21 protein-coding genes are annotated in these 20,828 nt (G+C 57.5%); 8 read left to right on the forward strand and 13 right to left on the reverse strand.

What is annotated here, in order from left to right:
• Positions 1–67 precede the first annotated feature (67 nt).
• The 3 genes from ispD to VN622_07985 all read right to left on the reverse strand — a co-directional run bounded on the left by ispD (position 68) and on the right by VN622_07985 (position 2,807).
• Positions 68–805 carry a 2-C-methyl-D-erythritol 4-phosphate cytidylyltransferase gene (gene ispD / locus VN622_07975; GenBank protein ID HWR35786.1) on the reverse strand — a complete coding sequence of 246 codons (738 nt, stop codon included), beginning with the start codon at positions 803–805 and terminating at the stop codon, positions 68–70.
• Positions 806–904: 99 nt separating this feature from the next.
• Positions 905–1,525: an outer membrane beta-barrel protein gene (locus tag VN622_07980; GenBank protein HWR35787.1), complete on the reverse strand. Its 621-nt coding sequence runs from the start codon at positions 1,523–1,525 to the stop codon at positions 905–907.
• 142 nt (positions 1,526–1,667) lie between these two features.
• A complete protein-coding gene (locus VN622_07985; GenBank protein ID HWR35788.1) occupies positions 1,668–2,807 on the reverse strand; it encodes a PIN domain-containing protein in 1,140 nt (379 codons plus the stop codon).
• 815 nt (positions 2,808–3,622) lie between these two features.
• Between VN622_07985 and VN622_07990 the strand changes: the two genes are divergently transcribed.
• The gene (locus VN622_07990; GenBank protein HWR35789.1) at positions 3,623–4,621 is read left to right on the forward strand and encodes an NADPH:quinone oxidoreductase family protein; all 999 of its coding nucleotides are present in this window, start codon (positions 3,623–3,625) and stop codon (positions 4,619–4,621) included.
• An 87-nt stretch (positions 4,622–4,708) separates the two neighbouring features.
• Here VN622_07990 and VN622_07995 read toward each other — a convergent pair whose 3' ends face one another.
• From VN622_07995 to VN622_08005, 3 genes are all read right to left on the reverse strand, one after another.
• Complete coding sequence (locus VN622_07995; protein ID HWR35790.1) at positions 4,709–5,134, reverse strand: hypothetical protein; 426 nt, start codon at positions 5,132–5,134, stop codon at positions 4,709–4,711.
• Positions 5,135–5,137: 3 nt separating this feature from the next.
• A complete protein-coding gene (locus tag VN622_08000; protein ID HWR35791.1) occupies positions 5,138–5,590 on the reverse strand; it encodes a hypothetical protein in 453 nt (150 codons plus the stop codon).
• A gap of 67 nt (positions 5,591–5,657) precedes the next feature.
• Positions 5,658–6,389 carry a PEGA domain-containing protein gene (locus tag VN622_08005; GenBank protein ID HWR35792.1) on the reverse strand — a complete coding sequence of 244 codons (732 nt, stop codon included), beginning with the start codon at positions 6,387–6,389 and terminating at the stop codon, positions 5,658–5,660.
• A gap of 383 nt (positions 6,390–6,772) precedes the next feature.
• Here VN622_08005 and VN622_08010 point away from each other — a divergent pair, with 383 nt between their 5' ends.
• On the forward strand, positions 6,773–7,117 hold the full coding sequence (locus VN622_08010; protein HWR35793.1) for a hypothetical protein: 345 nt from the start codon (positions 6,773–6,775) through the stop codon (positions 7,115–7,117).
• A gap of 257 nt (positions 7,118–7,374) precedes the next feature.
• On the opposite strand, the gene VN622_08015 is transcribed toward VN622_08010, so the two are convergent.
• The 4 genes from VN622_08015 to VN622_08030 all read right to left on the reverse strand — a co-directional run bounded on the left by VN622_08015 (position 7,375) and on the right by VN622_08030 (position 11,087).
• Positions 7,375–7,881, reverse strand: a complete 507-nt coding sequence (locus VN622_08015) for a hypothetical protein (GenBank protein HWR35794.1) — start codon at positions 7,879–7,881, stop codon at positions 7,375–7,377.
• Positions 7,882–7,999: 118 nt separating this feature from the next.
• Positions 8,000–8,653, reverse strand: coding sequence for an RDD family protein (locus VN622_08020; GenBank protein ID HWR35795.1), 654 nt, complete (start codon positions 8,651–8,653; stop codon positions 8,000–8,002).
• A 160-nt stretch (positions 8,654–8,813) separates the two neighbouring features.
• The gene (gene recJ, locus VN622_08025; GenBank protein ID HWR35796.1) at positions 8,814–10,619 is read right to left on the reverse strand and encodes a single-stranded-DNA-specific exonuclease RecJ; all 1,806 of its coding nucleotides are present in this window, start codon (positions 10,617–10,619) and stop codon (positions 8,814–8,816) included.
• A gap of 3 nt (positions 10,620–10,622) precedes the next feature.
• On the reverse strand, positions 10,623–11,087 hold the full coding sequence (locus VN622_08030; GenBank protein ID HWR35797.1) for a hypothetical protein: 465 nt from the start codon (positions 11,085–11,087) through the stop codon (positions 10,623–10,625).
• 227 nt (positions 11,088–11,314) lie between these two features.
• Here VN622_08030 and VN622_08035 point away from each other — a divergent pair, with 227 nt between their 5' ends.
• Together VN622_08035 and VN622_08040 are read left to right on the forward strand one after the other, a co-directional pair.
• Entirely contained in the window at positions 11,315–11,593 is a 279-nt protein-coding gene (locus tag VN622_08035) for a DUF507 family protein (protein HWR35798.1), read from the forward strand.
• Positions 11,590–11,865 (forward strand): DUF507 family protein, encoded by a 276-nt coding sequence (locus tag VN622_08040; protein ID HWR35799.1) that lies wholly within the window; start codon positions 11,590–11,592, stop codon positions 11,863–11,865. The genes VN622_08035 and VN622_08040 overlap by 4 nt, the downstream gene beginning before the upstream one ends.
• A gap of 62 nt (positions 11,866–11,927) precedes the next feature.
• Here VN622_08040 and VN622_08045 read toward each other — a convergent pair whose 3' ends face one another.
• A complete protein-coding gene (locus VN622_08045; protein ID HWR35800.1) occupies positions 11,928–13,397 on the reverse strand; it encodes an NAD(P)-dependent oxidoreductase in 1,470 nt (489 codons plus the stop codon).
• A gap of 110 nt (positions 13,398–13,507) precedes the next feature.
• A complete protein-coding gene (locus VN622_08050; GenBank protein ID HWR35801.1) occupies positions 13,508–15,409 on the reverse strand; it encodes an alkaline phosphatase family protein in 1,902 nt (633 codons plus the stop codon).
• Between the two features lie 323 nt (positions 15,410–15,732).
• Between VN622_08050 and queG the strand changes: the two genes are divergently transcribed.
• The 3 genes from queG to VN622_08065 are packed head-to-tail and all read left to right on the forward strand — an operon-like array spanning position 15,733 to position 19,104.
• Positions 15,733–16,845 (forward strand): tRNA epoxyqueuosine(34) reductase QueG, encoded by a 1,113-nt coding sequence (gene queG, locus VN622_08055; protein ID HWR35802.1) that lies wholly within the window; start codon positions 15,733–15,735, stop codon positions 16,843–16,845.
• The gene (locus tag VN622_08060; protein ID HWR35803.1) at positions 16,842–17,210 is read left to right on the forward strand and encodes a PilZ domain-containing protein; all 369 of its coding nucleotides are present in this window, start codon (positions 16,842–16,844) and stop codon (positions 17,208–17,210) included. The genes queG and VN622_08060 overlap by 4 nt, the downstream gene beginning before the upstream one ends.
• Before the next feature lie 52 nt (positions 17,211–17,262).
• Complete coding sequence (locus VN622_08065; GenBank protein HWR35804.1) at positions 17,263–19,104, forward strand: tetratricopeptide repeat protein; 1,842 nt, start codon at positions 17,263–17,265, stop codon at positions 19,102–19,104.
• A 58-nt stretch (positions 19,105–19,162) separates the two neighbouring features.
• Here VN622_08065 and VN622_08070 read toward each other — a convergent pair whose 3' ends face one another.
• Positions 19,163–19,366 (reverse strand): cold-shock protein, encoded by a 204-nt coding sequence (locus tag VN622_08070; protein ID HWR35805.1) that lies wholly within the window; start codon positions 19,364–19,366, stop codon positions 19,163–19,165.
• Between the two features lie 466 nt (positions 19,367–19,832).
• Between VN622_08070 and VN622_08075 the strand changes: the two genes are divergently transcribed.
• Positions 19,833–20,750, forward strand: coding sequence for a YihY/virulence factor BrkB family protein (locus VN622_08075; protein HWR35806.1), 918 nt, complete (start codon positions 19,833–19,835; stop codon positions 20,748–20,750).
• The last annotated feature ends 78 nt before the right edge of the window (positions 20,751–20,828 follow it).

A 20,828-nucleotide genomic window follows, 5' to 3' on the forward strand; every position in this document is an offset into this window, starting at 1 on the left:
CAGTCACCCGTTGGCGAGTTGCCAGTTTAGGACGCCGGAGGTCTGACGTCTATTGCCGTGATCACTCCTACGCACCCGTCCGGCGGCGGTTCTCCTGTGCAAGAAAGAACTCGGCCAACTCCAGATCGGCGGGCGTAGTGATCTTAATATTATGCGCCGAGCCCATGACGACGTGGACAGAGTGCCGCGCGCGCTCGAGTAACGATGATTCGTCGGTGCCCAGAAAACCCTCAGCAGCGGCATCGTCAAACGCTTTCTTTAGCAAGCCGAAACGGAAGCCTTGCGGCGTCTGTGCCTGTACGATGTACTCGCGCGGGATAGTGGACGTGACGACAGCGCCGTCGGCCGTGCGCTCGACCTGCTTAATCGTATCCACGGCAGGCACGCCTGCGATGGCCGCGCCGTATCTCCTCGCGGCTTCAATTACGTTGACGATCGTCTCGTTATCGACGAACGGGCGCACGGCATCGTGCACGAGCACGACATCGTCTTCCGCCGCCTTAATCGCGTCTAGCGCGTTCGCGACAGATTGCTGGCGGTGTTCGCCGCCTTCGACGGTCTGAATGGCCTTCTTCAACCCGTGCTTCTGCAGTTCGGGCATAAAGACCTCAGCATCGGCACGACGCATGGCAATGCATATCTCATCGACGGCTTCGCAAGCGGCAAACTTACGGAGCGTGTGTATGAGGATGGGAGCGCCATCGAGCTGGAGAAATTGTTTACTGCGTGCGGGCGTTGCCGCCGCTCCGGCGGCGCCCATGCGCGTTCCGAACCCGGCTGCGGGAATAATGACGATAACCTTCATAAGGGAGAGGAAGTATACAGGGCGGCAACGAGTCAGTTCAATGAGCGTAGAAAAAGGGAGCCGCTCAGGCTCCCTTTTGTTCACAGCAGCTTGAGTTTATCAATGAGCGCCGAAGCGGAATACGATGCCGGCGGAGGCCTTTAAGTGGTTCTGCCTGTCGTCTGCGAGATCGTTGAAGCGGGTCTGAATCCAGTCCACCTGCCCTCGGATAGCTACACTCGGACTAAAAGCGAAATCAGCGCCACCACCAAGTTGCATTGCAAAGGCATTCTCCGAGTTGGAGGTTCCCGGCAGATTGAAGCCGAACAAGTCGGTTTCGATCTTCCTGTGCCCTCCGCCGAACAGAGCATGAGCAAAGGGCTGTACGCCTGTCATAGCTCTGTACGCGATAGTCGGGCCAAAGGTATAGGTGTAGAGGTCTTGCTTAAGTTCAACAGCCTGTAATGCGCCCCCAATTAGCCCGCCGATATTGATGTCGGGTCTTGCGTAGACGCCGTTGACCTCGCCCTTGATACCGAACCAGCGGTTTAAAAACCCGGCTCCTCCAGCCATCCAACCGTGCGAGTTGGGATGATCGAGACCGACCAGTTTGAATTGAGGGCCCACGTCCTGGCGAATGTAGCTATAGCCTCCGAAAATCTCGGCTGAGGGTGCATCCTGCGCGGCTGCGAGGACGGACAGCAGCGCTATAGCGAGCACAACCCTGATGAACATGCGCATCGGTAACTTCTCCTGGACCGCAGAATTTACCTCTTAGATGCGACACTTCCGAAATAGAGAACGGTCGCGGCGCATAAAGGTGCATAAGTCAGCAGAACAAAAATGCCCGGCGCACACGCCGGGCATTTGCAAGAACGAATGATCAGTGCTGGTTATGGCCGTGCGGCTGTACGGGGGCGATTGTCGGCTCAGATGGCGGAGCGGGCTGCCCCTGACTGTCAACCAACGTGGGCTGCGGAATGCTCTTTCGCGTGTCCGGCGGGCGCGGTTCCGGCCGAACATTAGCCGTGCCACGCTCGTCGAATTTGCCAAAGATCATCTTGCCAGCGGTGGTTTGCAAAACAGACGTGACCGAGATGTCGATCGTCTTGCCAATCATCTTGCGCGCGTTATCGACGACCACCATGGTGCCGTCATCGAGATAGGCCACGCCCTGGTTGTATTCCTTGCCTTCTTTCAGGATGAAGACCTTCATGATCTCGCCGGGTAACACAATGGGCTTCAGCGAGTTGGCCAGCTCATTGATGTTGAGCACCTCGACGCCGTGCAGTTGCGCGACTTTGTTGAGGTTGAAATCGTTGGTGACGATCTTGCCTTCGTAAACCTTGGCGAGTTCGATCAGTTTCATATCGACTTCGCGCACGGCCGGGAAGTCGTCTTCCACGATCTGAACCTGAAGCATGGCAATCTTCTGAATGCGTTGCAGAATGTCCAGGCCACGGCGGCCCCGGTTACGCTTGAGCGCGTCAGCGGAGTCTGCTACGAGTTGAAGCTCTCGCAACACAAACGACGGAATGACGAGGATTCCATCCAGGAAGCCGGTCTCGGCAATGTCCGCAATGCGGCCATCGATAATGACGCTGGTGTCGAGAATTTTGAACGTCTTCTTGGATTGCTTTTCTCCGCCGAAGATTCCACCGAGCGCGGCGAGATTCAACAGTTCGCCTTTCGTCGCGCCGACGGCAAGACCTATGTATGCCATGAGCAGCATGATGAAGAGCTGCAGGAAGCTTTGGAGTGCCCCGGCGTTGATGCTGTTGCGGATGACGACGCTGAAGAGGTAGGCGCCGATGATGCCCAGGACGCTGCCAATCGCTGCGCCGATAAGCCGCTTCAAACTGACGGAGCGGAGACGCATCTCGAATAGAATGACGGCTGCACCCAGCAACGCTCCGACGGCGGCATCGGCTATGCGGCCAAAACCAAACGGATGCAGCAGCAAGCACGCGATTGCTACAACGAGGACAAAAACTGTCCTAATAATGACAAGATCCAAGCGCACCTCCTAAGCGGCCCTTTCTGTGCGACCCAAAACTGAACCAGCTGGCTCGCAGCAGCACGGCCCGGGCACGTACAACGCGGAGCAGAGACGCTCCCGTCCGCCACGCAACAGCAGCGCGACGGCTTAAAAGTACCGGATTATATACCAGAGCTGCGAGCCGGGTATTTTGATTCCGCAGGAACACGGAACGATGCACGATAAGCGCTGCTCCGCCTAAGCCCCTCCTACCTAGATTAGTGCAGGCTGCGGCGTGCCGTCCCGAATTGAGTTTTGGAAGGCCAAAACACGGAATGCGCCGAGAATGGCGGCTCCGACTGCTCCCCTCGGTACACGTAGTTATCAAAAGCGTAAACATAGACTCTGGCGTTTGTTGTTGACGATGCCCGTGAACCGAGGCAGTTTGGTAATGCCAGCCACATGGCACAATCGTGGTGTATTGGCGAGCAAGCCACGGAGCAAAGACTCTAAACAGAACAACTAATTCGGCCGACCCGCAAGGGACAGATGAGCGGCCTTTCCTCCCAGATTACGGGAGGAGAAGAACCGGCGCGGAATTTCTCGGGGGAGAAAACAGCGTCGGTTTTTTCCTGCCCGGAAGCTGTGGTGCAGACAAGATCCTTCTCTGCACGTTCCCACGTACATACATGAGACGTGCTTAAGGTGCGTTTAGATACAAAGAAAAAGAGGTCAAGGAAATAAGGGGTCAAGACGGAAGTCCCGTGCAAGCTGTTGAGCACTGAATTCCTAATGTATGGCTGCCTAACCGCCTCTGGTCCGCAGCGTTCGCCCGCGTACAATCCAGTTGAGGTACAGCGATGAAAGCACTCGTAGTAACGCGAATTGGCGGACCCGAGGAACTGCCCGATATGCTGGAGATCCGGGAGATTCCGGAGCCGGTAGCCAACGAAGGTGAGGTGCTGGTCCGGGTGGAAGCCGTTGGCGTCAACTTTGCTGACGTGCTCGGCGTGAAGGGCAAGTATCCCGGCGGCCCGCAGCCGCCTTACGTCCCTGGACGCGAATTCTCCGGCGTAGTGGAAGCAACGGGCGAGGCCGTCATGGGCTACGCGCAGCATAGTGCGTGCGCCGAAAGGATTGCTGTTAGCCGCAAGATGGTGTGGTCGCGTCCGCAGAACTGGGACGCCACACTCGGGGCGGCCTTTCCAGTGAACTACTTCACTGCCTGGCTGGCGCTTTGGAAAGGCGGCGTGGTTCCGGAAATCGCGCCAGCCGACCCTTCCCCAATCGGCGACGCCAAGCCCTATCGCGCGCTCATTCACGCGGCTGCCGGTGGAGTCGGCACAGCCGGAGTGCAACTCGGCCGGCTGATGGAAATTGAGACGTTTGGCACAGCTTCGCAAGACACGAAGCTCGAGCGGCTGAAAGAGTTCGGACTGGACCACGGCATCAACTACAAGCGCGAAGACTACGAACAGCGCGTGATGGAACTGACGAACGGAGAAGGCGTCGACGTCGTCTTCGACAGCCTCGCCGGCGAGCACACGGCGAAGAGCCTGCGGTGTTGCCGCTTCCTCGGGCGCGTAATCATGTATGGCAACACCAGCGGAGAGCGCCCGAAGTTCGACACCATGGCAATGTATTCGAAGGCGGCGAGCCTGCACGGACTGTGGCTGAGTAAACTATCGTTGAACGAAACGCTCATGCAGCAAGCACTCCGCTCAATGACACCCTGGATCGATAGCGGCAGGCTGAAGCCAATCGTCGGCGCGACGCTTCCGTTCGAGCAGACCGCGGATGCGTACAGGATGCTTTTGGAGCGGACGAATTTCGGCAAGGTCGCGCTGACGCTCGGGTGAGCCAACGAAGGCAATCCGCAGATTTCGTAGATAAGAAATCGCAAAGGGAGCGCCTCGGCGCTCCCTTTGCGATTCATAGTTCTGCTACTACTTCTTTATGGCTTCCTTTAAATGCTTCGCACAAGCTTCGGCGGTACTCTGTTTTCCGCGCGCCGAGCTCTTTTTATTGACGTTGTAGGCGAAAACCACTTCCCCGTTTTTCAGGTCTGAGACAGAAATGCTCGCCTGCTCGTCGGAATGCCAGTCGAGCATAATTATCTTCTTCGCTTTGCCGGCTTTCTGCGTCTCGGAGACACCAGTTATCTGGTATTCGGCTTCTTCCTTTCTCTCAACAACATTGACCGGCACCTTTTTCTTCGCAATCGCTGCCTTCAAATACGTATCGAAACCGTCAGGCATAGGTGCGACGTAGACCTTCGCTCCGGCGGGAACCTTCTGATCAGCCGCAACAAGCGCTGTACAGGCAAACGCAATCAATAAGACGGCCAGGAATATTCTTTTTACAGTCGTCATCGCTTACCTCCCCTCTTCGATCTTCTTCTTCAGATGTTTCGCGCAGGCTTCAGCTGCGCTTTGCTTTCCACGAGCGGAGTTCCGTTTGTTCACGTTGTAACCGAATACCACTGCCCCTGTACTGATGTTCACGACCTTGATGCTGGCCTGCTCGGCAGTTTGCGAGGAGCCCAAGAAAAGCATTTTTGCCCATCCAGCTTTCTCGCTCTCACCAATTCCGGCGATCTCAAATTCCGCTTTGCTGCGGTCAGTCACTACGATAATCGGAACGCTTTTCCTTTGAATGCCCGCAGTGAGGTATATGTCGAAACCGTTGGCGATTGGCGCGATGTAGAACTTAGCGCCTTTCGGTATGCTTGTGTCCGACACGTTTACTTCTTTACCTGTTTCGTCATCGGCGAATGCGGCCGATGCCATAAGAAGAAGCAGCATCACGAGTACAACACGTCTTGCCATCCTCACCCCCCTTTATGCACGCCAGCAATAACGTCTGCTGGCGCGCAACAGCTTGCTGCGTACTGCGTTACTCCGCCTTCTGTTCCCGTACCAGTTCTGCCATCAAGTTCACATTGCCTCCACCGACGCGCAGTGTGCGCTGCCAGGCGGTATAGCCGCGCTTGCTTACGGTAATTCTGTATTCGCCCGGTGCAAGATTGAGCGCCGACGGCGTGTTGCCGACGAATGCTCCGTCAACTTCAATGTCGGCGGCTGCCGGATCAGATGAGACTTGCACGCGCACCAAGGCTTGCGAGGATGTAAGACCACGCGCTTCGGGCGAAGCGGGGGCGCCCGTCGCGGGTGCGTTGAGAGACTCTACATCGGCGTTGGTGCGGGCCGCGGCGTCGCGCCGAGACCAGTCTTGATAGATGGCGGAGCACCCTTCCTTGATGGAGTTGCCGAGCGACCGTGTTGAACGGCTGAAGATGGCATCGCCGGTCGCTTGGTTGAAGATTGCAATTTTATTGTCGCGACGGATGCTGGCTTTTCCGCCTTCGTGATCGAGCACGACGATGTAGTCGGCCTTATCGCGACGGTTATTCAATATCACATTGGAACAGCGCTCGTGGAAGGTCTTGATGACTTCGGCGGTTTGCGGACGCGCACCGCCACTGCCGGCGCTACCGAATTCGCCGGAACTTCCGCCAGCCCCAGCGCCTACTTCCCATGATTGACTGTCCGTAACAAAGACCCGGGGATTCTCGGCGCCAAAAGCGGTCGACGCGAACAGCAACACAATAAGTGCGAGAGAGCGCATGGGTACCCCTCCTGTTCAAAAGCAGGTACATCTTTGAATGGAGCGATGCGGTTGTCAATACGTTCGCGAACGACGGCATGCAACAAAAGATGGTTATGCGGGCGCTAACTTTCGAAAACAAAATTCGTCTAACGAGACAAAGATGGAACTTTGTAGACGCCAATTACGTCTGTATTAACAGAGTTTCACAACCCTCCTATGCTGAAAACGAGGGGAACGGAGGCCAACGCCGGGCGTGCGCAAGCACGCAGCGACTTTGGCTTGCAGTACGAGAAACGGTGAAAGGGCAGTTTGCTCTCATCAATGTAACGGCCCTCTTCATAGCCCGGCCGGTTTACAGAGACCGGCCGGGATTCATTTGAAATTGCTCGGAGGAAAGTTCAATGAAGACAATTTCTAAGGTACTTGCAGTTGCGCTGCTGATCGGTCTTGCGATGTCGGTATTCGCCGCCAATTCGGCGAGCCTGGTTCTGCGTAATGAAGCCACAATGAACGGCACAAAACTGGCTGCCGGCGAATACAAAGTGACTGTTGACGGAACGGGTAGCGACGTAAAGGTTACGTTCCTGCAAGGCTCCAAGGTGATCGCGACCTCGTCCGGCACATTGGTCGAGCGGCCAGTGGCCCCCGAGTTCAGTGCAGTAGTTCTGGACAAGGTGAACGGCGTAAACACCATCCAGGAGATTCGCCTGGCAAAGCTGAAGGGCTCTGTCCTTTTAGGCAAATAGCAGTAAAGGTTCGAACCCAGGGTTCAAGACGGGAAGCCCAGCGCACAGCCAAATTGGCGAGTGCAACGCAAGGGCTTCCCGATCTTATTTGGTTGGTCCACGATTACAGTCCGACAATCGCAATAAAACAAGAGCGTCATGTCGACCGGAGAGCCCATGGCGCGCGTTCCGGATTGGCTTCGTCAGCAGTCTCAGCGCTCCTTCCGGAGCGCGTTTCTACTCATGCCGCTTTCGTTTTCGGTGGCGAGCTATGCGAATTACTTCAAACGCAGATTGGTGAAGCGAATGTCGGGTGCGTTCTGGTTCCAGTCTGCCGAAATATGTTCGAGCGAGACACGCACCGGCTTGGTCTGCCCGGGGCTTAGCGGCGACGTCGCGAGATCGATCAGGTCGGGATATCCGCCAAGCTTGTTGGGTTGGAGGACGTGGATGGGCACGACCTCTTTTTGCACGACCTCATTCAACGTGTTGCGGAAAGTGGCCTCTATCTGGCCGCCTACGAGCACGCGGTTGCCGGTGTTCGTCAGGTTCATGTCAAGGTAAGTAACGGTCGCGCCGATGAAGTTGTCGGCCGCACTGAGTTTGAGATCCGATACCTGGAGACTCGCGGCATAAGGATCCGGAAGATTACTGGTGTTTTGTTGATTGCGGCCGATGAGCGCGATGGCGGCAACAATGGCGATGACCAACCCGAGGCCGATGACAAGAGGCACCCAGTTGCGTTCCTGCGCTGCGGGTGTGGTAGGTGCGAAAGGATCTGCCATAGCCTCAAGATTCTAGCGCACCGATGCAAGCGCCAACTGCAATGCATGTAAGTTACTGAAGAACGAAGACTTGCTTCGCCGACTCGTCTGGCTACACTTGTCCTGTCTGTCGGCTGCGTTAGCGACGGACGACCAGCGTTCCGGCCACCATATCATGCAGCGCCTGGCTGCGTTTGCTTAGGATGGTGATGAAAAATCCCACGAAAGCGGCGAACGTGGAGAGAAACTTCGCGAAATGGCGTGCGGTCGCCTGCGCAAACGAAATGCGCTCACCGGAAAGATCCGTAACCTTCAACCTCATGAAGCGCTTGCCGATAGTTGCCTGCAAAGAAGAGCTCTGCATCCGGGCGTTGTACAGCCAGTCAGCAACCATCCAGAGCACCACGGCTACCATGCCGCAGAGAAAACGACTGTCCTCGCGGTCCAGTCCAAGCGCGGGCGACACAACTTCCATCGTCCAGGTAAACGCAATCGCAACAGTTGCAACCACGCTCATCACGAGCACGGCATCAATGGCCGAGGCAAGGAAGCGCCGCCAGATCGCACCATACTCGACCGAGTCCCGCACGAACGCTCCGAACCTGTGCGCAGACTCACCGCCCCCCAGCGTGACGCCGCAAAGGTGACAGTAGTGCGCCTCCGTCGTAATCTCATTCCCGCACCCGGGACAGAACGCGGCTAACACAACAGGCATGGCGGAGGAATATAGACCGCCAGCGCCCTCACTGTAAAGAGTCGCGGCTGAACCGGGGTTCGGAAGGAATGTCGGCATCGTTTTTTTAGTCTGCAAAAATGAGTCGGAAACGCATGTGTACCAGTACCTCAAAGCGAACGTGCAGTAAACCGGGTCGCAGAAAAAGCACACTCCGTTCAGGACGACTCTTTCTGCTTTCGTGGGCGTTCTTCCGCCTCCAAGTTCGCCAGCAGTTTGGCTATGAACCAGCTGCACTCGCTGCGGAGCTTTTTGCTGCCATGGCAAAGTCACAAAGATTCAACTGCAAGCCGCCGCCGAAGTCAGGATGATTGTTGCGTTCGACGGTGAAGACTACATCGAGCATGTCGCCGATCTCAAGCGGTTCGGCGCTTAATCGTTCTGCCATCCGCCAACCCAAACCGTCGATGCCGCGCGAGAGGCCTCTTGGATCTCCCTGTGCTTTGCGTCCAAGCGAAAGCTTGATGTGCTTCTCCTTCATGATGCGCGGCGCCAGGAGAACACGGGCATTCCGAGCAAGAAATTTTGGTGTGGGATTCCCCATGCCGAAGGGCTCAAGCCGCGTCAGCGCTTCCCACAGATTTGGATTCACGTCTTCAAGCCCAATCTCGGCGTCGAATTCGATCTCGGGGACAAAGTCCGCCTCCGTCAGATGCTGCCGCGCATAGGCGTCCAGCCGACGACGTAACTCTGGAACGGCTTCCGTCGGCAGAGCGAAGCCGACGGCGTGCGCGTGCCCGCCAAAGCGCGTGAACAGTTCCGGGCAGGACTCCAACGCATTCAGCAGATGGAACGATGAGATAGAGCGCCCGGAACCGTGCGCCTCCGGGCCATCGACGGCGATGACCAACGCCGGACGGCAATACCTCTCCACCACGCGCGATGCGCAAATGCCGATTACTCCTCTATGCCACTGCTCGCCGCCCACAACGATGCAGTAAGCGTCGCGCAGTTCCGACGATTCATCGACCTGCTTGCGAATAGCGTCCGAAATCCGCGCCTCTTCCTCTTGGCGATCGCCGTTGAGCTGGTTCAGATGCAGCGCAATTTCCTGGGCGCGCTGAGGGTCTCGCACGGTGAACAGGTCAATGACGTCGCGCGCCACGTCCATGCGTCCTGCAGCGTTCATGCGCGGAGCTATGCGGAACGCGACCTCCGATGCCGTCAATGGACGGGCACGATTGAGTTCGCAAAGTTTCAGCAGCGCCTTCAATCCGGCATTCACCGGATGGCTAAGGCCTTCGAGGCCCAACTTCACGAACACCCGATTTTCGTCTATCAAAGGCACGGCATCGGCGATGGTCGCGATCGCCACAATTTTCAGAAACGAAAGGATAAGCCGCCCCCGGCCCGTCTCCTCGAGTAGGGCCTGGGCCACTTTGAACGCCACACCCGCTCCGCACAGGGCCTTGCACGGGTACTCACAGCCGATTTGATTCGGATTGAGCACGGCGAGGGCGTGCGGAATGGACTCGCCCTGAGGCAAGTGATGATCCGTTACGATCAGGTCCAACCCGAGGCGCTCAGCGGTTTCCGCCGCCGCAAAGGCGCGAATGCCGGTATCGACGCTGATGATGAGCGTGACGCCCTCGGCAGCGGCGCGCTCGATCACCTCGTCGCGCATGCCGTAGCCCTCCAGCAAGCGGTGCGGCACGTGGAAGTCACATTGCCCCCCGCAAAGCTCGATAACCGTTTTCAGGATAACGACCGCCATGGTTCCGTCCACGTCGTAATCGCCGTAGATGAGAATCTTTTCGTGTTTCGCAATCGCAGCGCGCAAGCGCTCAACAGCGGCCTTCATCCCGCACATCAGGTAGGGCGAGTGCAGTTGCGCGAGCGATGGTTCCAGGAAGCTGCGCGCCTGCTCCACTGTGGAGATACCACGCAAAGCGAGCAAACGCGCCACGATGGGCGAGAGATGAGCTTCGCGTTCCAGCGCGGCAGCCGCTATTTCGACCGGCGAGGACGCCGATATTCCAGCAACTTTGAGCAGAGATTCTTGGGGCCTGCGCGGGATCCAAAGCACGTGTCAGCGCTCGTCGTCCTGATCGGATTCGTCAATGGTGAGGCTGCCGAAGTCGTCGGCAAGATCGAGCAGTCGCTGGTACCGGTCGTACCAGTCATTAGAGACTTCGAAGAGGAACATCATGCCTTGGTAAGGAAATCCAAGCTGAATAAAGCCAGTCTTCCCCATATGCGTTCGCAGCCATCGCGCTTCTTCGACATCTTCTTCGTTGGCGTAATTCGAGCGCTGCAGGCGCGTGACAAGGTAGTCGATGTCCGTGCGCTCCAGAACCATGTCATTCATGGTGAGGAAAGGCGCGGATGCAGCCTTGGCTAGTTCGACAAAATCCTTCCAGCTTTCCTGGTTCTCGCCTCCATCCCAGAGCACGCTCTGGACATCATCGGAGACGTAGCCTTGGAAACGGCGCATGCCGTGACCCTCGATGAAGGCCGTCATATCGTCCTTAAGTCCGGTGAGATCGTCGATCATAGCTTTGTAGCCTACTCAGCCTGGGATGCCGGCAGATGTAGATGTGAGAACACATCTTCGCTGCTGCTGTCATCATACTCCCAATCCAGCACTGGACCGGCGAGCGGCATGGTGCCTCAAAGGCCGCGCGCGGTGCAAGCAAAGAGGAACGGGGATCCTCCCCGTAGGCCGACCGTGAGTTGGCGTGTGCTAAACTAACGTCTTTCTGCACGGACTATCAAACCAACATGCTCTTGTCTAAGGAATACGTGGGCTACATAGCCCGCCAAGTTACCAACAAACTGATCGAAGGCGAGTTCATCGAGACCAGGGAACTTAACAAGGTCACGGAACGCGTCAACGCCGCTCTCGTGGATGAATTGAGCCTGGAAGACCGCATCAACGAAGAGGTGCGCGTCATCCTGGAGGCTTATTCCGACGAGATGCGCCGGAGCGGAGCCAACTACCAGGAGATGTTCAAGAAGATCAAGAACGAACTCGTTCGCAAGTACAAGGCGGTACTATGAGGATCAGCCGCGATAAGGTCAATAAACTTGCGCACACAGTCGCCGACGCACTGGCCGACTCGCCAGAAGTCGATTTCCTGGAAGACCGCAATACCATCCGCGTAGAAGCCCGGCGCATTCTTGAACAGCTCATGCTGGAAGAAGCGAATATCGACAAGGCCGCTCGCCACAAGATCGAAACCCAGCGCCGCACGATCCTCGAAGGCTCCCAGGAATGGGACATCCTTTACAGGAAGTACTACAACGAGGAAGTGAAAAAGCTGGGGATCTAGGGCACCGGACACTCAAGAAAGTGACGCAAGAGCGGCTACGTGCCGCTCATTTTTTCGCCTCCTTACAGTCCCCCGGCGGCGTCCGCGAACCTGGCCTTCCGGTCCGCGATTCTCACGAGCTTCTGGTGCATCTGCCGCGCGACGTTGCGGGCTGCGGCTATGGCCGTAACCACCAGGTCGGCGCCACGCACGTTATCACCAGCGGCAAAGACCTCTTCGCGCGTAGTCTCGCCAGTCTCTTCGCTCGCCACCACAACGGTTCCCCATCGCGTTGCCTGCAGGTTGCGCGTGCTAGATGGAATGTCGGTTTCCGGGCTGTATCCAACGGCCAGCACCACCGTGTCGCATGGCAGCAAAAAGTTCGAGCCCTCGACGGGTGCCGGGGTTCGCCTACCCTTTTCGTCCGGAGCACCGAGTTTCATCCGAACGCACTCGATCGCGCTGACTTCCCCTCGCTCGTTGCCGACAAACCGCACAGGCGCCGTAAGCCATTCGAAGAGCACGCCCTCTTCTTTGGCGTGGACGCGTTCCTCGATACGTCCCGGCATCTCCGCTTCCGTCCGCCGATACATGCAGTACACCTTGCTCGCAGGACTCAACCGGCGCGCCGTGCGAACACAGTCCATCGAGGTATCTCCGCCGCCGATGACGACCGTTACCTCGCCCGCATGTGGCCTTGGGTTGGCCGCATCCCTCCAGTAGCCCGGAATGAGATCCTGCGGGACGTTGCCGCGCACAAGGTATTCCGTCGCCTGGTAGATGTAGCGGTAATCGTCCTCGCCCGGGATTTTGACCTCGCCACCCTTCACCGCGCCATGACCGAGGAAAACCAGGTCGAATCCATCGGCAATAAGGCCGTCGACGGTGCGGTCGTATCCTACGCGGAAGTTCGGCACAAAACGCACACTGAGCGATTCGAGATACTTAATCTTGGTGAAGACAATCTCTTTGTCGAGCTTGAAATTCGGTATGCCGTAGAGCAGCAGTCCGCCGGGAAATGGCCACGCGTCGAACACCGTAACCTGATGACCTGAGACAGCGAGTTCTTCGGCAACCGCAAGTCCCGCAGGGCCCGCACCCACGATGGCCACTCGCATACCGGTATCTGGTTCACGGCGGCGCGGCGGATAGCCGTAGTTCCGACGCACGTAGTCGATGACGAACGCTTCCAGCTTGCCTATGTTTACAGGAGGCTTGCTCGCGCCGACGATGCACGAGCCTTCGCAGAGCTTCTCCTGCGGGCAGATGCGCCCGCAAACGTCCGGCAGGTTCGACGTGTCTAGAAACTTCTGTGCAGCGCCCAGAAAGTCACTCTGTCCGAGAAGGAAGAACGCCGCCGGAATGTCGTTGTGAACTGGACAGGCACGCTGGCACGGCGCGTGTTCGCAGAGCAAACAGCGCTGCGCCTCCAGCACAGCCAGTTCCGGCACATACGACTGGTATACCTCGTTCCAGTTGCGTACGCGCGACTCTGGCTCTTGCTTCGCTGGCTTTATGGCGTCGATCGCATAGCGCTCGCGACGAGACAACATGATGTGCGGCCCCCACATTCAGCACCGGCGCAAGACGCCCACGTTAGGCCCAGAAAATGCGCTAGCGTATTCCGATGCGCAACGCAACGAAAGCGACTGCTCGATACGCACTAATGTCCAGGCGCCTTCTCCGCATTGAACGAACACAGCCCGTCGGTTGGCTGGTTCGGCAGGGCCGGAGGCGTGAGCCACGCCGGATTGCTGAAGTCGAAGAACTCGGTCATGTCCGGCGCATTCGCATCACGCGCTGTCAGGGATGGCACGGCGAAGCGCTTTTCGATCAGCCTGAGAATTGAGGTCAGCTCCATCGGCGTGTGCGATACGTAGTGCGGCTTCGCCCACGGCGAGACGACGATCAGCGGGACACGGAATCCCATCTGGTTGAAGTCCCCCGGCCTGTCGGTGGAACGCAGCATGGGCGCGATTCCGTCCGGCTTCACCACCGCCGGCGGATTCACGTGATCGTACAAACCTCCACCCTCGTCGAAGCTCCAGATGAACGCCGCCGAGGCCCAGGAGGGACTCTGCATCAGTGCGTCCAAAATCTTCTTCACAGATGCAGCGCCCTTCTGGATGTTGTTGGTCGGGTGCTCATCCAATCCCAATTTGCCCGCACGTTCGATGAAGATGACCTTCGGCAGCGTGCTCTCGTTGTTTACGTCGCTGTACCAGTTTGAGATGTTGTAGACCTTGCCCGAATCCTTGGCCCATGTTTGCCACTCAGCCAGGTACACGCTGTTGTCCTGGTAGTAGTAGCGCCAGGAGACTCCAGCCTTGTCCAGGGCGTCGAAAATCGTGGGCTGCGTCCAGCCTCCGCTCGGCGCAGCGTCAGGACGGATGTGCCCAAACGACGTTGCGGCAAACAGGTACATACGGTTTGGTATGGTCGGCGCCAGCACGGAGGCGAAGAAGCGATCGCTGGTTGCAAACTGGAAGGCCAGCTCATAGTAGTACGGCAGGTCCGTCCAATCGTAGTACCCCATCGCGCGCGTGCCGTCAGGATCGATGGTGGAAGGAATCGACCCGGTCGTCTTCATGAAGTTGTCCATTTTGCCGCCATTCACGTCGTAATGGCTTTCGTTCCACCCAGGGCTGAGGTTTTCATGACAAACGGTTTCAAAGTGGTAGGGCTGCACGGGATGTCCGGCGCGGTCCAGCGGTGCCACGTTCAGCGGAAGTGAATCGTACGGATCCATAAACCCGCGGTCTTGCCTGTACTGCACCATCCTGCCGAAGTAGTTATCCTGCGAACGGTTTTCCTGAATCATGAAGATAATGTGCTCCAGATTCGTAATGCCGCCCGTGGGCAGCGGCGGCGTGCTGCCCACGGTCACGTACACCACAGACTTGAACACCTGTCCCGCCGAGTCCCACGCCTGCACCGCCAAGCGGTGCGTGCCCGAGGACATCGAGACATTCGTGTCGAGAGTGCTGGCGGCAGTGCTGTACACGGCCGTGCCGTCGAGATAAATCTTCATCAACGTCACGCTGTTCGAATCCGTAGTTCCGGCCACGACATGCACCGGGGAGGTGACCGTCGCATTATTGGCTGGCGTGCAGATCGTCAAAGACGGATTGACCGCGCTCAGCGTGCACGGCGCACTGCTGCCACCGCTGCTCACGTTGATGTAAATCGTCTGCTTGAATATGGCCCCCGTGCTGTCTTGCGCCTGCACGGTCAGCCGATGCGTGCCGGTTGACATCGCCAGGCTGGCATTCAACTCGGCGGCGCTTACCTGGTAGGCCTTCACCCCGTCCACGTAAATCTGCATCAGCTTCACAGAATTTGAATCCGTGGTGCCGGCGATGATGTTCACCGGAGATCCCACGGTTGCGTTGTTCGAGGGCGTGCAGATCGTCACCGAGGGATTTGCCGTGCTGGACGGACACGGCGCGGCGCTGGCTGACAGCGCGGTAAACGTTAGAGCCAACGCTATGCAGACTATGAACAGGCGCAGCAGTCTGTTTGCGGAAAGAGACAGAGAACGCACATCGCAGTAAGACTTCATCATAGGCACAGACACCTGGCACTCTGTTGACTGCATTGTTCGCAGCAAGCGAGCGGCCAATCAGCCCGGAAATTCTGCTTTTCACGAACCGCGCGCCTATGCTGAACCCGTTCTCCTGCAACAGTTTGGGAAACCACGATCGGTTTTTGCGTGAACCGGCACTCGGCCGGTGATTGTTTCTGGAGCGAGGGGCCGGAAAGTGTGACACTTCTGAATCCAGATGTTTGCATTCTGGTGCTCTCGTCGGCCTCAGTGCGCTGCGCCTACTCACATGTCGCTTTACAATGTTTTGAACGCAAAGTATTGAACACCCTTCTGGTATTCGCATGAAAGTCTCCGAACTCGCCTCGACGGTGAAGCAGTCTGCAATCGACGCAGGCTTCGACGTGGCCGGAATTTCCGGGGTCAGAGACTATCGCGAACTCGACTACTTTCCTGAGTGGATCGAGAGCGGATATGGCGGCGAGATGCAATACCTCGCCAAGCGCGATGAACAGGGACGGCTCAAGCGTTCTTCCCTCAGTCACGCTGCTCCGTGGGCGCGCTCGGTCGTCGTCTGTGCGATCAACTACAACAGCGCTCAGCCCTACTCCACCGAAGACCCTGACCCGAGAAACGGATGGATTTCCCGGTACGGCTGGAGCCAGACTGACTATCACGATGTCGTTCTGAAGAACCTAAGACGAGTCGAATCCGAGCTTCACCAGGGTGTCGCGGAGTCTGGCGAAACCGTCCGTACCTGGTGTTATGTGGATACCGGTCCCCTCGTTGAGCGCGTTTACGCGAAGTACGCCGGCATTGGCTGGATCGGCAAGAACGCCTGCATCATCAACCAGCAACTTGGATCGTGGCTCTTCCTTGGCGTCATCCTCACATCGCTTGAACTTGCGCCCGACCTGCCCGCTGCTGACCGTTGCGGCACCTGCACTCGCTGCCTCGATGCTTGCCCGACAGACGCCTTCCTTGGTCCTCACCAGCTTGATGCCACGAAGTGCATTTCTTACCTCACCATAGAGAAGCGTGGGGCCATCCCCGAAGAGTTGCGAGAAGGCGTTGGCCGCCACGTCTACGGCTGCGATATCTGCCAGGACGTCTGCCCGTGGAATCGCAAAGCGCCTATCGGTCGCACACCGCAGCTTGCGCCGCGTCAGGAACTGGTGAACCCATCTCTCGAGTGGCTGGCCGGCATCAGCGTAGAGGAATTTCGCGAGTTATTTCGTGACTCGCCCGTGAAACGCGCCAAGTATCAAGGCTTACGCCGCAACGTTGTGATTGCCTTGGGGAACTCCGGCGACCTAAAATTCGCTGCGAAGCTTGAGACGCTTGCAAACGATCCGGACGAAAATCTGGCCGAACACTCGCGCTGGGCGCTGCGCAGGCTGCGTGAATCCGCTACCGAATCTACGGCAAAGAAAGAAGTGGAGAACCCTGGGAAATGAAGTCGGGAGACCTGGACACCAAGAAGTGGTCTGCAAGCCGCAAGTATCAGCGCTTCAAAGCCGACCTGCGCCTCAAAGTCATACTATGGCAGAACGGCAGGTTGGAAGTGATCCATGGTCGAACGAGCCATCTAGGCCAGGGCGGAATCGGCGTCACTCTAACACGCGAACTCGAACTCGGCACCATCGTTACGCTCGAATTCAGCCTCCCCGCTTGCGAACCTTTTCAGATTCCTGCGGAGTTGCGCCACCGCGCCGGCTTCCGTTGCGGCTTTCAGTTCCTGGAACTTACGGCCACACAACGTGCCCAGATCAGGCAATTCTGCAACGAGTTGCCCATGGAAGTTGCTGCCGCAACTCGCTGACGCGACCGTACGGTGATAGCATCGGCGCAGCTACGAACCGGTGGAGGAACCCATGGCTGTCCGCCGAATCGCAATCCTCTTCTTTTCCATGCTGATGCATGTGCTGGCGCTGCCTGCACATGCGCAACAATGGATTGAAGTCCGCTCGCCGAACTTCGTCATCGCCACTGACGGCAGCGACCGCCAAGCCCGCGAGATACTGAACCGCTTCGAGCAGATGCGCGGTGTCTTCGCTTCGATGTTCCGCCGCACCAAGGTCAACTCTCCTGTTCCGCTATCGATCGTGGCATTCCGTTCCAGCAAGGATCTGCGCGCTGCCGGACCGGTTTACAACGGAAAAGCCGTTGAGGTCGCCGGCTTCTATCAGCAGGGTGAAGACCGCAACTACATCGCGCTCGACCTCTCATCGGAGAACAACTCCGTTGCCTTCCACGAATACGCTCACACGCTGCTGAACTCAAATTATCCGCGAACCCAGGCGTGGTTCGACGAAGGCTTTGCCGAGTATTACGCGTCCATGAAGGTCTCGGCAAAAGACGTCGAGATCGGACAGGCCCCTCCGTCGGCCTCCGTGCTCAACCAAGCGAATTCGCTGACTCCCATGGTTGACCTGTTCAGCGTGGCGCACGAATCCAATGCTTACAACGAAAGCGGACACGCGCGACAGCTCTTCTATGCGCAATCGTGGCTGGTCGTTCATTGGATCTTCGACAACCAAAAGATGAACGAGTTGGGCCAGTACTTCGATCTCTCGATGAACCGCAAGGTTCCGATCGCCGATGCAATCCGACAGGCGTTTGGAATGGATGCAAAGCAGTTCGACAAAGTGATTTACGAATACTGGCGCGCCGGTCGCGGAACCATGCATCGCGTGCCCGCCCCAGTACCTCTGGAACTCCCTTCATTCACGGTGTCCAAACTTACTGACGCGCAAGCGCTCGCCATTGTCGCCGACCTGCACGCGCACGTGGCCGACCACCACGCGCAAGCTGTCGAGGAATTCAAGCAGGTTTTGGCAAATGATCCCAACAACCCCATTGCGCACCGGGGCGTGGGGTTAGCGTATCTGCGCTCGGGCGATTTCGACCTGGCCGCACAGCACCTTCAGCGCGCCGCCCAATTAAACCCTAACGATTCCCGCGCACACTACTACTATGCTGTGCTGCTCAACCGCGGTTCGCAAACCGACGTGCGAATTGCGAGCAAAGCGCAGCAGATTCTGTTCGAGTTGCAGAGGGCCGTCGATCTCGATCAACAGTATGCGGACGCCTACCACCTGCTGGCATGGACCAGCCTCTTGCTGGATCGCCCGGAACCAGCGCTGGCACAGATGCGGCGTGCCGTGGAACTCAGTCCGCGCAACGAGGTTTACCTCCTGAACCTGGCGCAGATGCAGATGTTCAACAACAAGTACGACGACGCGAAGGGTCTGCTCCAGCACCTGCAAAACAGCCAGGATTCAAAGATCGCAACGCAAGCCACAGAAGTGCTCACATCGCTCGACACCAGGCGGACGCAGCAGACTCGTTGGTCGGAGCAACACATTGGAGCCGACCGCGACCCCACGGCGCCACAGTGGCGGCCCAAAGAGAATCCAAACGCTGAAGCCATCAATGATGCCGAGCCTGAAACCAAAACTGCAAGGCCGGATATGCGCAAAGTCGAGTTTGCGAAGGGCACTCTGCTCTCGATCGATTGCTCTGCTGCACCGCGTGCCGTACTCAACATGACGAGCGGCGGCAAGCACCTGAAGATGCAGACCGCCGACTCCCGCACGCTGGTGCTGATCGGCGCCGAGAAGTTTTCCTGCGAATGGAAGAACGTGAAAGTAGCGGTGAATTACAAATCCGATGGCCCCGGCCAGGGCGAATTGATTTCGCTGGAGTTGCAGTAGGCTGAAAAAGGAAACCCTCCCGGTTTCCCGAGAGGGTTTCAGGTATGTATAGCGCCAGTTAGCCGCGGCTCACGTTCTGTGCCTGTAAGCCTTTGGGACCTGTCACACATTCAAATTCGACGGTCTCGCCCTCGTTCAATGTGCGATACCCGGTTTCCTGAATGACGGAAAAGTGCACGAAGACATCCTCGCCCGTGGCGCGCTGGATGAAGCCATAACCCTTGGCACCGTTGAACCACTTGACTGTTCCCTTTTCTTTCACGACGAACTCCTTTCGCCTCAGTACTCTGTTAGTAGCTCCTGCCAATGTGCGGCTCCGGGCGTGAAGTCTGCCCAAAGCTCCGCTCCACAGTGGCTCCAAGGTTGTCGCTCCGGTCCAGCACCTTCTTCGCGCAAAAAAATAAGGACTCCCGAGTTTTACGCCACGATTGCGCGGCGCAAAGCTCCGGAGCCCGAATTCATTTGCTTCACACACTGCTGACGAAACATCAACCTGCACTCCTGACCTGTCGGCCAGTCCTACCTTATTCCGTAGGCAGGGCATGATTGCAGGAACTCTGGACTTTGGCAAGTACTCAGAACAACACGATTTAGCGTTTTCCCGAAACGGGCTTGGTGGCCACAAACAGGAACTCGTCTCATAGGGTCTTCGTGTTGGACCTCTCGGTTGTTTTCTCCTGCCTGTTCAGGCCGACGAAAATTACCTACTCTGTTACGATTCAGAAGAGATGTCACTCGCCGGTGAAGACGTTCAACACGCTGGAACCGCGCCCGTCGCTGCTTCTGCGGCCGAGGCATGGCCTACGCCCGTCCAGAGTCATGGCCCCCTTTTCGGCGCAGTGCATCGCCAGGCCGCCCCAACCTTCAAGTACCTGATGACGACCGAAGTGCATACCTATGCATTTTCGGTTGCAGCCAACGCAATTCTCTCGTTCTTCCCTGCTATCGTGCTGCTGCTCACGATCACGCGGCGCGTCTTTCACTCGCAAACCATGTACGAGGTCGTGCTCGGCCTGCTCCGCGACTACCTGCCGAGCAACCAGGATTTCGTCATCAAGAACCTGCGCGTGCTTGCCGCCGGACACACCGTGCAGGTCTTTTCGATCATCATGCTGATCATCAGCTCGACAGGCATATTCCTACCGCTGGAAGTCGCGCTGAACAAGGTCTGGGGATTTAGAAAAGACCGCTCCTATCTTGGCAACCAGATTATGTCGCTGGGCCTCGCCTTCGGATGCGGCTCGCTGGCGATGCTCTCCATCGGCGCAACAGCCGCGAACTGGCATCTACTCGGGCAGGTTTTCGGCGGAGGCATTCTGTTCCGCGCCCTCGCTTACTTCGTCATGAAGATCTTCTCTATCGTCGCGTCGGTTGGAATCTTCTTCCTAATCTATTGGGTGTTGCCGAACGGCAAGGTGCCACCGCGGGCCGTGTTGCCGGCTGCTGCCGTTACCGGCCTACTCTTCGAGTTCGCCAAGTGGCTCTACGTAGCGGCCCTTCCGTGGCTGGATTTCCAGGAAGTCTATGGCCCATTTTCGATATCCGTCACACTGATGTTCTGGGCCTTCGTCTCCGGCCTGATGCTGCTCGGCGGAGCGTATCTTTCCGCAGCCGAGCACACAGCGCAACAAGCTCCGAAACATTAATTTCCTAAGCTATAAGAAGCGCACCATCTCGCGGTCGCGCTGTTCTCGCTCAACCCGCTGTTCCCAAAAAAGAAGGCA

It is taken from the genome of Clostridia bacterium, from assembly GCA_035561135.1.
GTDB lineage: Bacteria > Acidobacteriota > Terriglobia > Terriglobales > Acidobacteriaceae > DATMYA01.